The sequence below is a fragment of the Streptomyces himastatinicus ATCC 53653 genome, from assembly GCF_000158915.1.
In the GTDB taxonomy this organism is placed as follows: domain Bacteria; phylum Actinomycetota; class Actinomycetes; order Streptomycetales; family Streptomycetaceae; genus Streptomyces; species Streptomyces himastatinicus.
On record NZ_GG657754.1, the window covers coordinates 8,151,783 to 8,164,549 of the forward strand.

Consider the following 12,767-nt stretch of genomic DNA (forward strand, 5'->3'; position numbering starts at 1 on the left):
CCCTGCCGCGCCGGTCGAGTTCGTCTTCAACACCCCGTCGCACCACCGCGTCCACCACGCCTCCCAAGGGGGCTATCTGGACCGCAACTTCGGCGGGATCCTCATCGTCTGGGACCGGCTCTTCCGGTCGTTCGTCCCCGAGACCCGGCGCCCGGTCTTCGGGCTCACCAAGAACATCGACACCTACAACCCGCTGCGCGTGGCCACTCATGAGTACGCGGCCATCGCCCGGGACGTCGCGGCGGCCCGCGACTGGCGCGAACGGGCCGGGCGGGTCTTCCGCGGCCCGGGTTGGGCGCCCGCGGTGCCGCCCGCCGAGGAGCCCGCGGCGCCGCCCGCCGAGGCGGGTGCGGCGTCGCACGGCGCGGGGGAGCGGGAGCCGGAGCGCGCCGTATGAGCGCCGCGCGCGCCCTCGCCGGGCTCTTCGCGCTGCTGGCCGCCACGCATCTGGGCGCGCTGCTCGCGGACGCCACCACGCTCGTCCAGCTGACGAAGCCCGCCCTGATGCCGGTCCTCGCCGCGCACGTCCTGCTGCGCGGCGGGCCGCGCCCGCTGGTGGCGGCGCTGCTGTGCGGCTGCGGCGGGGACGTACTGCTCCAACTCGGCGGCGAGACCGCCTTCCTGGCCGGAATGGGCTGCTTCGCGGCCGGGCACCTGTGCTACCTCACCCTGTTCGCGCGGCCGGGGCGGCCGCGTACGGCGCCATGGGTGGCGGCCGGCTACGGGGCGGTGTGGCTCGGCAGCACGGCCGCGCTGTGGCCCGGGCTGGACGCGGGCCTGCGCGTCCCGGTCGCCGCGTACAGCCTGCTCCTGACGACGATGGCGCTGGGCGCGCTGCGGGCAGGCCCAGTCCACGGGCCCGGGCTCGGCGGGGCGCTGTTCCTGCTCTCCGATGGCCTGATCGCGGCCGGTCTCGCGGACTGGCCGCAGCTGCCCGTACCCCAGTTCTGGATCATGGCCACCTATATCGCCGCGCAGTACCTGCTGACCGCCGGACTGCTGCGCCGGACGGCCCGCGAAGCGCCGCTCAGGGCGCTTCCGGCAGCCGCCTGAGCCGGACGATGCGGGCCGGGTCGGAGGGCAGGTCGTGGCTCAGGTCCCAGCCGTGTGCCCGTGCCACCTCGACGACATGACCCGCACCCACGGCGCGGTAGTCGCGCACCGGGATGTCGTACGGGCCGGGCGGCGGTGCCTTCCCGGCCTCCCGGGCGGTCAGCTGCGCGGCGGTCAGCCCGGCGACCTTCCCGTCGGCCCGCGCCCGGTAGTAGTCCGCGTCGCCCTCGTGCCGCAGCTCCGGCCAGGTCACGGACCAGGCGGGCCACAGCGCTACCGCCGCGTGGAAACGGTCCATCACCTTTCCGAACCCCTTCTCGAACCCGGGGATCAGGGTGAAGATGTCGGCCACCAGGGCGAACGCGAGGAAGACCAGGAAGAGCACCGCCAGCAGCAGCCACCACAGCGGCAGGATCAGCACGCTCAGGACGAACCGGAACACCAGCGGGGTGGCCGACCGTGGCGGCAGGGGGCCCCAGGAGTCGTCGTGGTACACGGCGGCGGATCCTCTCGCGGGCTTCCCGGGAACACGTACGGGCCGCCGGGCGGAAGCGCTGCCCGGCGGCCCGTACATCCTGTCAGCGCGTCACTTCTTGACCGCGTCCAGGGCGTCCACGAGCCCGGCCCCGTAGAAGCCGTTGTAGCCCTTGCCGCCCTCGCACACCGCGTCGATCTTGCCGTCGCCGTCGATGTCGTACGACGTCGGGCAGGCGGTGTCGTCGGCCTGACCCTTCAAGAGGGCCTTCACCTGTGCGGCGGAGGCCCGCGGGTGGGTGCTCTTGATGAGCGCCGCGACGCCCGCCGCGTGCGGGGAGGCCATCGAGGTGCCCGCCATGTAGCCGTACTTGCCGCCCGGGAGCGTGTTGTAGATCCGGCCGTCCTCGGCCGGGGGTGCGGGCTTCTGGTAGACGGTGCTGTCGCCGCCGGGGGCCGCGACGTCGATGACCCCGAGACCGTGGTTGGAGAACGACGACTTGAGCCCCTTGGCGCCCGTCGAGGCGGTGGTGACGACGCCCGGCAGCTGGGTCGGGATGTCCAGGCAGGTGCTGGGGTCTATGACCCGCTCACCGGGGGTGGTGTCGTTCGGGCTGGAGGTGTCGGTGATCTTGTCGGAGGTGAGGTCGTAGTTCTCGTTGCCCGCCGCTGCCACGTTCACCACGCCCTTGCGCTCGGCGTACGACGAGGCCCGGCGCACCGCGTCGACCAGGGCCTTCTGGTCCGGGTCACCGGTGCAGTTGAAGTACCACGGGTCGGTGTAATAGCTGTTGTTGGTGACGTCGACACCGTGCTCGGCGGCCCACATGAAGCCGCAGACGACGGCCTCGGTGTAGAAGAACCCGGCGGTCGTGGACACCTTGATGCCGGAGACCTTGACGCCCGGGGCGACCCCGGTGACGCCGACGCCGTTCTTCGCGGCGGCGATCTCACCCGCGACGTGGGTGCCGTGCGGGCTCTCCTCCGCGCTCGGCCGCCAGGCGCCGTCGGCCGTGTTCGGCTTGCCGGACACGCAGTTGACCGACGCCTTGCGGTCGAAGTTGGGCGCGAGGTCGGGGTGGGTGTCGTCCACACCGGTGTCGATGACCGCGACCGTCACCTTGCGGCTGCCGAGGGTCTTCTCATGGGCCTTGTCCGCCTTGATGGCGGGCAGGTCCCACTGGAGCGGCTCCAGCGGGTCCTGACCGGCCTTGGCGCGGGCCGCGACCGCCTTGCGCTCCTTCTCGCTCAGCAGCTTCGGGGCGCCGGTGTCGCCGGTGGACTGGGCGGGCAGCGGCGCGGTGCGGGTGGCACCGGCGGACGCGACGCCGCGGACCGTACGGAGGGTCTTGGCGAAGTCGGGGTTCGCCGAGTGGGCGACGATGACGCCGATCCGGTCGTACGAGGTGACCACCGTGCCGCCGGCCTGCTTGATCGCCTTCGCGATCCGCGAGCTGTCGTGGTGGCCCGGGCGGACGTTGACGACGTAGCTCAGCGACGGGCCGTCGGCCGTCGCGGCAGCCGGGGCGGTGGGCTGGTGGTTGTCCTGCCCGATCGCACCCGCCGAGGTCGGCAGGAACGCCAGCGCGCCGGTGAGCGCCAGGGCGGCAGGTATGGCGACGGCGCGCGGCGTCAGCCCCCACGATCCGGAAGACTTCATTCGCGCAGTGGAACCTGTCCCGGGTCTGGGAGCATCCGATCTCAGCTGAGCCATGGGGTCTCCACCTCATCCGTAACGACCGCCGCAGCGCGGATGCGCGTGGGCGGGTACATGACGAGCGAAGCTATCGCTGATCATCGCCGGGTATCAATACATTCCGGAAGAAAACCCGCCACAGCACCCGGATTCAAACGCATCAGCGATTATCCGCTCCGTCTTTCAACCACCAGACCCTGTTGTGGACTTCACTCCCGCTTTACGATGCGTGATCCGGATCACCATCGCCGTCGTACGTCCCCGTCAGACCCACTCACCAGGAGAGACCGTGGATACCGCACCGGCCAGCGATCGTCCCGACGATCAGCGGCAGCATCATCGCCCCCCGTACGACGAGGTACAGGCGAGCCCCGAATTCGGCGAACTGCGCACCGCACACCGCTCGTTCGCCTTCCCGCTGACCATCGCGTTCGTCAGCTGGTACCTGCTCTACGTCCTGCTGTCCAACTACGCGGGCGGCTTCATGGGCACCAAGCTCGTCGGCAACATCAATGTCGCCCTGGTGTTCGGCCTCGCCCAGTTCCTGACCACCTTCCTGATCGCCTGGTGGTACTCCCGGCACGCCGCCGCCAAGCTCGATCCGCGCGCGGAGGCCATCAAGGCCCGTCTGGGGGACAGCTCATGAGCAACTACCTGCTTGCGGCCGAGAGCGCTTCGGACAACCGTCCGCTGATCATCACGCTCTTCTCGGTCTTCGTCGTGGCGACCCTGGCCATCACCGTCTGGGCGGGCCGCCAGACCAAGGACGCCAACGACTTCTACGCCGGCGGCAGACAGTTCTCCGGCTTCCAGAACGGGCTCGCGATCTCCGGCGACTACATGTCCGCCGCGTCCTTCCTCGGCATCGCCGGGGCCATCGCGCTCTCCGGCTACGACGGCTTCCTGTACTCCATCGGCTTCCTCGTCGCCTGGCTGGTCGCCCTGCTCCTGGTCGCCGAACCATTGCGCAACTCCGGCCGCTACACCATGGGCGACGTGCTCGCCTACCGGATGCGCCAGCGCCCGGTGCGCACCGCGGCGGGCGTCTCCACCATCGTCGTGTCGATCTTCTACCTGCTGGCCCAGATGGCGGGCGCGGGCGTCCTCGTCTCGCTGCTGCTGGGCATCACCAGCGAGGCCGGGAAGATCCTCATCGTCGTGCTGGTCGGCGTGGTGATGATGCTCTACGTCACCATCGGCGGCATGAAGGGCACCACCTGGGTGCAGATGGTCAAGGCCGTCCTGCTCATCGCGGGAACGCTGCTGATCACCTTCCTGGTGCTGCTCAAGTTCAACTTCAACGTCTCCGACCTGCTGGGCGAGGCGGCCAAGAACAGCGGCATGGGCAGCGCGTTCCTGGAGCCGGGCCTGAAGTACGGGGTCAACGCCACCTCCAAGCTCGACTTCCTCTCGCTCGGCATCGCGCTGGTCCTCGGCACCGCCGGACTGCCGCACATCCTCATCCGCTTCTACACCGTCCCCACCGCCCAGGCCGCCCGTAAGTCGGTCAACTGGGCGATCGGCATCATCGGCGGCTTCTACCTGATGACGATCGCGCTCGGCTTCGGCGCGGCGGCCCTGCTGGACCACGACGCGATCATCGCCTCCAACAAGTCCGGCAACACCGCGGCACCCCTGCTCGCCGAGGAGATCGGCGGCGGCGCGGATTCCACCGGCGGCGCGATCCTGCTCGCGGTGATCTCAGCGGTGGCGTTCGCCACCATCCTCGCCGTGGTCGCCGGGCTCACCCTCGCCTCCTCGTCGTCCTTCGCCCACGACCTGTACGCCAACGTGATCCGCAAGGGCCAGGCGACGCAGCAGGAGGAGATCAGGGCCGCACGGTGGGCCACCGTCGGCATCGGCACCGTCGCCGTCGTCCTCGGCGTCTTCGCGCGAGATCTCAACGTCGCGGGGCTCGTCGCCCTCGCCTTCGCGGTCGCCGCCTCCGCCAATCTCCCGACCATCCTCTACAGCCTGTTCTGGAAACGTTTCACCACGCAGGGCGCCCTCTGGTCGATCTACGGCGGACTCATCTCCTCCGTCTTCCTGGTGCTCTTCTCGCCCGTCGTCTCCGGCAAGCCGACCTCGATGTTCCCGGACGTCGACTTCCACTGGTTCCCGCTGGAGAACCCCGGCCTGATCTCCATCCCGCTGGGCTTCCTGCTGGGCTGGCTGGGCACGATCGTCTCCAAGGAGGAGCCGGACAAGGGCAAGTACGCCGAACTGGAGGTCCGCTCGCTCACCGGACACGGCGCCCACTGACGCCCCTGACACCCCCCGGCGGCCCCTCGATGTCACTGCCTTCGCGTACGGTGCGGGACAATTGACCGCAGTGCACGCAAGCGAACCGTGAGGGGCCGCCGACATGCTGATCGACACCTATGGTCGAGTCGCCACCGACCTGCGTGTCTCCCTGACCGACAGGTGCAACCTGCGGTGCACCTACTGCATGCCGGAAGAGGGGCTTCAATGGCTCGCCAAACCGGATCTGCTCACCGACGACGAGATCGTCCGGCTGATCCGGATCGCCGTCACCGACCTCGGTGTCACCGAGGTCCGCTTCACCGGTGGTGAGCCACTGCTGCGTCCCGGCCTCGTCTCCATCGTCGAGCGCTGCGCAGCTCTCACCCCGCGCCCCGAGATGTCCCTGACCACCAACGGCATCGGCCTGGAGCGCACCGCCGCCGCCCTGCGCGACGCCGGTCTGGATCGGGTCAACGTCTCGCTCGACACCCTGCGCCCCGACGTCTTCCAGACCATGACCCGGCGCAAGCGCCACGGCGATGTGATGCGCGGCCTCGCCGCCGCGCACTCCGCCGGACTCACCCCGGTCAAGGTCAACGCCGTGCTGATGCCCGGACTCAACGACGACGAGGCCCCCGACCTGCTCGCCTGGGCCCTGGACAACGGCTACGAGCTGCGCTTCATCGAACAGATGCCGCTCGACGCCCAGCACGGCTGGCAGCGCGACGGCATGATCACCGCCGGGGACATCCTGGAGAGCCTGCGCACCCGCTTCACGCTCACCGCGGAGGGCGACGGCGAGCGCGGTTCCGCCCCCGCCGAGCGCTGGCTCGTCGACGGCGGCCCGGCCCGCGTCGGCGTCATCGCCTCCGTCACCCGCCCCTTCTGCCGCGCCTGCGACCGCACCCGGCTCACCGCCGACGGACAGGTGCGCACCTGCCTGTTCGCGCGCGAGGAGTCGGATCTGCGGGGCGTGCTGCGCTCCGGCGCGCCGGACGAGGAGGTCGCCCGGCTGTGGCGGCAGGCGATGTGGGGGAAGAAGGCGGGGTCCGGGCTGGACGACCCGTCGTTCCTCCAGCCGGACCGCCCGATGTCAGCGATCGGCGGCTGACCACCAGCGACCGCGGTCGATCACCGGCGACCGCGGTCGATCACCGGTGACCGCGGTCGATCACTGGTTTTCGGCGGCCGTCCACTCCTCCAGGGACACGACGTCCTTCAGGAAGCCGCGCATGCCCAGGAACTTCGACAGATGCTCGCGGTGCTCCTCGCACGCCAGCCAGGTCTTCCGCCGCTCCGGGGTGTGGAGCTTGGGGTTGTTCCAGGCCAGCACCCAGACGGCGGGGGCGCGGCAGCCCTTGGCGGAGCAGATCGGGGTGTCGGTCTCGGTCTCGGCGTTGAGGATGTTCACACCGCAGATGCTACGGACACCGTCGTCTTTACAGAAAGCGGCGCGGACATGACGACGCCGGGCAGCCACGGGGGGAGCCGCCCGGCGTCGGTCCGTCGCTCCGACGGGGGATGCGGAGCGCGTACGAAGTATGTCACGAGGGATAGGGCGCGGTGCACCGGAACAGCATGATTGATCTGAGGTTTTCCTGAGCTTACGGAAACGCGGCAGGTCAGCCGTGTCCTCCGCGTCCATCCTCGCTGGTATGTGCGGCATCTTCCGCACCGGATTCCGCCGATGCCGAATGCGGCGTTGAATGCGGTGCCGAATGCGGTTCCGCATCCGATGGAGTCTCGTCCCGGCCGGAGCCCAGCATCGGGCGCATCGGCGTCGGGACGAAAGTCGTGGGGAGCGAAGGGGCGTTCTCCCGGCCCGCGTTCGCGATCACCACCGCCACATAGGGCAGCAGCACACCCAGCACCAGGGCAACGATGGCCACATGGCGCTCGACGTTCCACAGCACGGCCGCCAGCACGACCGCCACCGTCCGCACCGACATCGAGATCACATAGCGCCGCTGCCGGCCGCGCACATCGTCGGCCAGTCCCTGGCGGGCCCCGGTGATCCGGAAGACCTCGGTCTCGCTGTGCTTCCGCATCACGTTCCACCACCTGGTCCCCGAGCAGGTACCCCCCGCTCCGATACGTACTCAACGTTACGCCGCGCCCCCATACGGTTCGAGACCGGGGCACCCCGATGGGTGGCGATGCCGGTACGCCACGGCACGTACGGGACGGTTCAACATGCGCCGTAGCGAAAACGGTCGAACACTGGGAGGAAACGCGCATCCCCCGCCGCGTCAGGAGGCGACATGAACTGGCTGTGGGCGATCGTCGTAGGAATCATTCTCGGTGTGATCGCCAGGGCGATCCTGCCGGGCAAGCAAGACATCCCGCTGTGGCTGACCTGCATTTACGGCATCCTCGGAGCCATCGTCGGCAACGCGGTGGCCGGATGGATCGGGGTCAGGCACACCGGCGGATTCGACTGGATCCGGCATCTGCTCCAGCTGGCCGGAGCCATCGTGATCGTCGCGCTCGGCACCCCGCTGTGGCAGACGATCCGCCACGGTGGCAGGAGAGAACGGGCCTGAGCGGGGCCAAGGGCCGGGGGCGCACTGCGGAAGCCGCGGCGGCCGGCGCGCATGGTGGAAGCGCACCGGCCGCCGCTCCGTCCGGGATGTGGCGGGTCACACGCCCTGGAGCTGGGCGATCTTCCGTCCGGCCTTGAGGTAGACCCCGCCGGAGGCCGGGGTGAGCCCGGCGTCCGCCAGCACCTCCGCGACCACCTCGGCCAGCGGCCGTACCGCCTGGGCCTCGGCGAGCACGATCGCCTTCTGGCCGTCCTCGGCCTCCACGACCAGCCGCAGACCGTTCTGCTTGGCGACCCGGCGGGCCGCCGACGCGCTCGGCTGGAACTCCAGGACCTTGCTCAGCACGGTCGCGATGGTCTCGCCGCCGTGCTCCGCGGCGTCGACCACCGGCAGCGTCCCGACGTCGGTGAAGCTCTTCTTGGAGAACTGCGCGATGAAGCCCGCGCGCGCCTTCATCGCCGCCTCGACGCCGTACAGCGCCGCCACGACCTCACCCGCCAGCACCTTCTTGAGGTCCATCGGGTGCAGCGACTTGGTCTCCAGCCGGGTGGTCGCGGCGGCGATCTCCGCGTCCGTCCACTCCGTCCACGCCTCCAGGTACGGCTTCATCAGCCGGTCCGGGATCGACATGATCTTGCCGAAGACATCGTCGGCGGGCGCGCTGAGCGCCACGTAGTTGCCCTTGGACTTGGACATCTTGGCGCCGGTGCCGTCCGTGCCCTCGATCAGCGGCATGGTGACGACCAGCTGCGGCTGCTGACCGCGCAGCTCCATCAGCTTGCGACCCATCTGGAGATTGAGCAGCTGATCGGCGCCGCCCAGCTCCACGTCGCTCTCCAGCGCCACCGAGTCCAGGCCCTGCGCGATCGGGTACAGCAGCTCGGACATGGTCAGCCCGGACCCCGCGGCCAGCCGGTTGCGGAAGTCCTCGCGCTGGAGCAGCTGCGACACCGGCACCTGGGCGAGCAGCCCCAGCAACTCCGGGAAGGTGTACGGCGACAGCCACTCGCTGTTCTGCCGGAAGCTGACCTTCTCGAAGTCGAAGAACGGCCGGACCTGCTGCTGGTAGCCCGCGAGGTTCCGCGCGATGTCGTCGTCGGTGAGCGGCGGGCGCTCGGCCGTACGCCCCGACGGGTCGCCGATCTTGGCCGTGAAGTCACCGATCAGCAGGGTGACGTCGTGCCCCATCCGCTGGAAGCGGTTGAGGACGATCATCGGCACGGTGTGGCCGAGGTGCACATCGGCGGCCGTCGGGTCGATGCCCAGCTTGATGGCGAGGCCCTGGCCCGCGGCCCGGCGCTCCTCGATCCGCTCGGCCAGCTCCTTGATCCCCGGCAGGACCTCGACCGAACGGGAGGCGATCAGCTCGGCCTGCTCCTGGGCCGACAGGTCGCTCAGATCGAGGGAGCGCCGCGCGGACGTCTCGGCGAGCAGTTGCTCGACGGTCTTGTCGGAGGAGAGGTCCTGGTCGAGCAGCTCGCGGGCGCGGGCGACGGATGCGCCGAGGCGTGTCATGGGGATCCTGGTGAGAGTGGGGAGCGGACGGATGGGCGGGGACCAGTCTATTCGCCGGTTTCCCGCGGCCGGACTCAATATCGTCCGGCCGCTCTCACACCCCCTTGCTGACCGAACTCATGTTGAAGTCCGGGATCCGCAGCGCGGGCATCGCCGCCCGGGTGAAGTAGTCGCCCCACTCGCGCGGCAGGGTCGGCTCGGTGCGCCCCGCCTCGGTGGCGCGGGACAGCAGGCTCACCGGCGACTCGTTGAACCGGAAGTTGTTCACCTCGCCGACGACCTCGCCGCCCTCCACCAGATACACCCCGTCCCGGGTCAGCCCGGTCAGCAGCAGGGTGGCCGGATCGACCTCGCGGATGTACCACAGGCAGGTCAGCAGCAGGCCCCGGTCGGTCGAGGCGACCATCTCCTCCAGCGAGCGGGTGCCGCCCGCGTCCAGGACCAGATTGTCGATCCCCGGGGCCAGCGGCAGCCCGGTCAGCCCCGCCGAGTGCCGGGTGGTGACCAGGTGCTTCAGCACCCCGTCCCGGATCCAGTCGGTGGCGGGCAGCGGCAGCCCGTTGTCGAACACCGACGCGTCGTCCCCGGAGGAGTGCGCGATCACGAACGGCGCCGCCTCGAGCCCCGGCTCGTGGGGATCGCTGCGCAGCGTCAGCGGCAGCTCCGACAGCGTGTCCCCGACCCGGGTGCCGCCGCCCGGCTTGCTGAAGACCGTACGGCCCTCCGCCGCGTCCCGGGCCGACGAGGACCACAGCTGGTAGATCAGCAGATCGGCGACGGCGGTCGGGGGCAGCAGCGTCTCGTAGCGGCCCGCCGGAAGATCGACCTTCCGCTCGGCCCAGCGCAGCCGCCGCGCCAGCTCGGCGTCGATCGCGGCCGGGTCCACGTCCGTGAAGTCCCGGGTCGCCCGCCCCGCCCAAGCCGAGCGCGTCATGTCCGGCGACTTGGCGTTCAGCTCCAGCGTCCCGCTCGGCTGGTCATGGCGCAGCCGCAGCCCGCCGGAGGTGCCCAGATAGCTGGAGACCACCTCATGGCTGGCGAACCCGTACAGCTCCCGGCCGCCCGCGCGGGCGGCGGCGAACGCCTCGCCGAGCGCCGGGGCGAACGCCGCGAACACCTCCGAGGAGGTCTCGGCGGGGGAGTCGGCGAAACCGGGGGAGGCCGGTCGGGTCTCGACCAGCGGCTGGGCGTCCTCGGCCGGGCCCGCGTCCCGCGCGGCCGCCTCGGCGGCCCGTACCAGCGGCTCCAGCTCCTCGGCGGTCACGGCCGACCGGGACACCACGCCGGACGCGGCGCCCTCCGCGCCGTCCACGGTGGCCACCACGGTCAGGGTGCGGCCGCGGGTGACGCCGTTGGTGGTCAGCGCGTTGCCCGCCCAGCGGAGGTTGGCGGTCGACGTCTCGTTCGCGATCACCACACAGCCGTCCGCGCGGGACAGCTCCAGGGTGCGCTCCACGATCTCGTGCGGCTTCACGCTCATGCTCCCGCCTCCTGGGTGGTGTTGAGGATGTTCACGCCGCGGAAGAGCGCGGACGGGCAGCCGTGCGACACCGACGCGACCTGGCCGGGCTGGGCCTTGCCGCAGTTGAAGGCGCCGCCCAGGACGTATGTCTGCGGCCCGCCGACCGCCGTCATCGAGCCCCAGAAGTCGGTGGTGGTCGCCTGATACGCGAAGTCCCGCACCTGCCCGGCCAGCTTCCCGTTCCGGATGCGGAACGCCCGCTGCGCCGTGAACTGGAAGTTGTAGCGCTGCATATCGATCGACCATGAGCGGTCGCCGACCAGATAGAGCCCGTTCTCGACATCGCCGATGAGCCCGTCCGTGGCCGGACCGCCGGGATCGGGCCGCAGCGACACGTTCGCCATCCGCTGCACCGGCACATGCCCCGGCGAATCGGCGTACGCACACCCGTTGGACCGGCCCTGACCGGTCAACCGGGCGATCCTGCGGTCCAGCTGATATCCCACCAGCCTGCCGTCCTTCACCAGGTCCCAGGACTGCGCGGCCACGCCCTCGTCGTCGTACCCGATCGTGGCCAGCCCGTGCTCGGCCGTCCGGTCGCCGGTGACGTTCATGATGTCCGAGCCGTACCGCAGGCTGCCCAGCTGGTCGAAGGTGGCGAACGACGTCCCCGCGTACGCCGCCTCGTACCCCAGGGCCCGGTCCAGCTCGGTCGCGTGGCCGATCGACTCATGGATCGTCAGCCACAGATTGGACGGATCGATCACCAGGTCGTACGCGCCCGCCTCGACCGACGGCGCCGCCATCTTCTCCGCCAGCAGCCCGGGCAGTTCGGCCAGCTCCGCGTCCCAGTCCCAGCCGCCCGGCCCGCGCCCGGTGAGGTACTCCCAGCCGCGGCCGACCGGCGGGGCCAGCGTGCGCATCGAGTCGAACTCGCCGCTCGCCGGATCCACCGCCACCGCGGTCAGCTGCGGATGCAGCCGCACCCGCTGCTGGGTGGTCGTGGTGCCCGCCGTATCCGCGTAGAACTTGTTCTCATGGACGGTCAGCAGCGACGCGTCCGCATGCGCCACCCCGTCCGCCGCCAGCAGCCGCGAACTCCACTCGGCCAGCAGCCCCGTCTTGTCCGTGTCCGGCACGTCGAACGGGTCGATCTCGTACGACGACACCCACGTCCTGTCGGCGTGCACCGGCTCGTCCGCCAGCTCCACCCTTTCGTCCGACCCGGCCGCCTCGATCACCTTGGCCGACAGCTTCGCCATCGCCACCGCCTGCGAGGCCACCCGCGCCGCCGCGTCCATCGACAGGTCCACCCCGGACGCGAACCCCCAGCTCCCCCCGTGCACCACCCGCACCGCATACCCCAGGTCCGTGATGTCGGACGACCCCGCGACCCGGGCATCGCGCAGCCGCCATGAGGCGCTGCGCACCCGCTCGAACCGGAAGTCCGCATGCTCGGCCCCCAACGCCCGGGCTCGCGCGAGCGCCGCGTCGGCGAGCGCGTGCAACGGCAGCGCGAGGAAGGACGGATCGATCTCGTGCGACACGGGCGACCCCTTCGTCGATGTATGTCCGACCGCAGTGAACCATGCCGCTACGACACCGGGGGTGTCCATCGCGTTACCCGGCGGAGGCGGCGGTGAGCCATCAGGCGGACCGGGGCCAGTCGTCCATGGTCCGGTGGTCGCGCGCCGCGTCCTCCAGCGCCCGTATCCCGAGGTCGACGAGCGGGTTCTGCCGACTGCCCCGGCGTACGCAGGTGAGGAGCCGCCGCGTCGGC

The 12,767-nt window shown here is 70.6% G+C and carries 13 protein-coding genes; 6 read left to right on the forward strand and 7 right to left on the reverse strand.

Going from position 1 to position 12,767, the window contains the following annotated elements:
* The coding region (locus SSOG_RS34780) for a sterol desaturase family protein (protein WP_009718954.1) at positions 1-397 on the forward strand (397 nt) is incomplete at its 5' end.
* Positions 394-1,053, forward strand: a complete 660-nt coding sequence (locus SSOG_RS34785; RefSeq protein ID WP_009718955.1) for a lysoplasmalogenase — start codon at positions 394-396, stop codon at positions 1,051-1,053. The genes SSOG_RS34780 and SSOG_RS34785, both read left to right, overlap by 4 nt.
* Here SSOG_RS34785 and SSOG_RS34790 read toward each other — a convergent pair.
* Both SSOG_RS34790 and SSOG_RS34795 read right to left on the reverse strand, forming a co-directional pair.
* Positions 1,028-1,549, reverse strand: a complete 522-nt coding sequence (locus SSOG_RS34790) for a hypothetical protein (RefSeq protein ID WP_039939367.1) — start codon at positions 1,547-1,549, stop codon at positions 1,028-1,030. The genes SSOG_RS34785 and SSOG_RS34790 overlap by 26 nt on opposite strands.
* Before the next feature lie 90 nt (positions 1,550-1,639).
* Complete coding sequence (locus SSOG_RS34795) at positions 1,640-3,187, reverse strand: S8 family peptidase (RefSeq protein ID WP_039939368.1); 1,548 nt, start codon at positions 3,185-3,187, stop codon at positions 1,640-1,642.
* 325 nt (positions 3,188-3,512) lie between these two features.
* Here SSOG_RS34795 and SSOG_RS34800 point away from each other — a divergent pair, with 325 nt between their 5' ends.
* The 3 genes from SSOG_RS34800 (at position 3,513) to moaA (ending at position 6,578) form a co-directional block, all read left to right on the forward strand.
* Complete coding sequence (locus SSOG_RS34800; RefSeq protein WP_009718958.1) at positions 3,513-3,869, forward strand: DUF485 domain-containing protein; 357 nt, start codon at positions 3,513-3,515, stop codon at positions 3,867-3,869.
* Positions 3,866-5,485 (forward strand): solute symporter family protein, encoded by a 1,620-nt coding sequence (locus SSOG_RS34805; protein WP_009718959.1) that lies wholly within the window; start codon positions 3,866-3,868, stop codon positions 5,483-5,485. The genes SSOG_RS34800 and SSOG_RS34805 overlap by 4 nt, the downstream gene beginning before the upstream one ends.
* A gap of 103 nt (positions 5,486-5,588) precedes the next feature.
* Complete coding sequence (gene moaA / locus SSOG_RS34810; protein ID WP_009718960.1) at positions 5,589-6,578, forward strand: GTP 3',8-cyclase MoaA; 990 nt, start codon at positions 5,589-5,591, stop codon at positions 6,576-6,578.
* A gap of 60 nt (positions 6,579-6,638) precedes the next feature.
* Here moaA and SSOG_RS34815 read toward each other — a convergent pair whose 3' ends face one another.
* Both SSOG_RS34815 and SSOG_RS34820 read right to left on the reverse strand, forming a co-directional pair.
* Positions 6,639-6,878: a hypothetical protein gene (locus tag SSOG_RS34815; protein ID WP_009718961.1), complete on the reverse strand. Its 240-nt coding sequence runs from the start codon at positions 6,876-6,878 to the stop codon at positions 6,639-6,641.
* Positions 6,879-7,089: 211 nt separating this feature from the next.
* Positions 7,090-7,515, reverse strand: a complete 426-nt coding sequence (locus SSOG_RS34820; RefSeq protein WP_078510470.1) for a DUF3099 domain-containing protein — start codon at positions 7,513-7,515, stop codon at positions 7,090-7,092.
* Positions 7,516-7,728: 213 nt separating this feature from the next.
* Between SSOG_RS34820 and SSOG_RS34825 the strand changes: the two genes are divergently transcribed.
* Positions 7,729-8,010, forward strand: coding sequence for a GlsB/YeaQ/YmgE family stress response membrane protein (locus tag SSOG_RS34825; RefSeq protein WP_009718963.1), 282 nt, complete (start codon positions 7,729-7,731; stop codon positions 8,008-8,010).
* A gap of 96 nt (positions 8,011-8,106) precedes the next feature.
* Here SSOG_RS34825 and tyrS read toward each other — a convergent pair whose 3' ends face one another.
* The 3 genes from tyrS to SSOG_RS34840 all read right to left on the reverse strand — a co-directional run bounded on the left by tyrS (position 8,107) and on the right by SSOG_RS34840 (position 12,534).
* Positions 8,107-9,525 carry a tyrosine--tRNA ligase gene (gene tyrS, locus SSOG_RS34830; RefSeq protein WP_009718964.1) on the reverse strand — a complete coding sequence of 473 codons (1,419 nt, stop codon included), beginning with the start codon at positions 9,523-9,525 and terminating at the stop codon, positions 8,107-8,109.
* Positions 9,526-9,619: 94 nt separating this feature from the next.
* Positions 9,620-11,005: a metallopeptidase TldD-related protein gene (locus SSOG_RS34835; protein ID WP_009718965.1), complete on the reverse strand. Its 1,386-nt coding sequence runs from the start codon at positions 11,003-11,005 to the stop codon at positions 9,620-9,622.
* A complete protein-coding gene (locus SSOG_RS34840; protein WP_009718966.1) occupies positions 11,002-12,534 on the reverse strand; it encodes a TldD/PmbA family protein in 1,533 nt (510 codons plus the stop codon). The genes SSOG_RS34835 and SSOG_RS34840 overlap by 4 nt, the downstream gene beginning before the upstream one ends.
* Between the last annotated feature and the right edge of the window lie 233 nt (positions 12,535-12,767).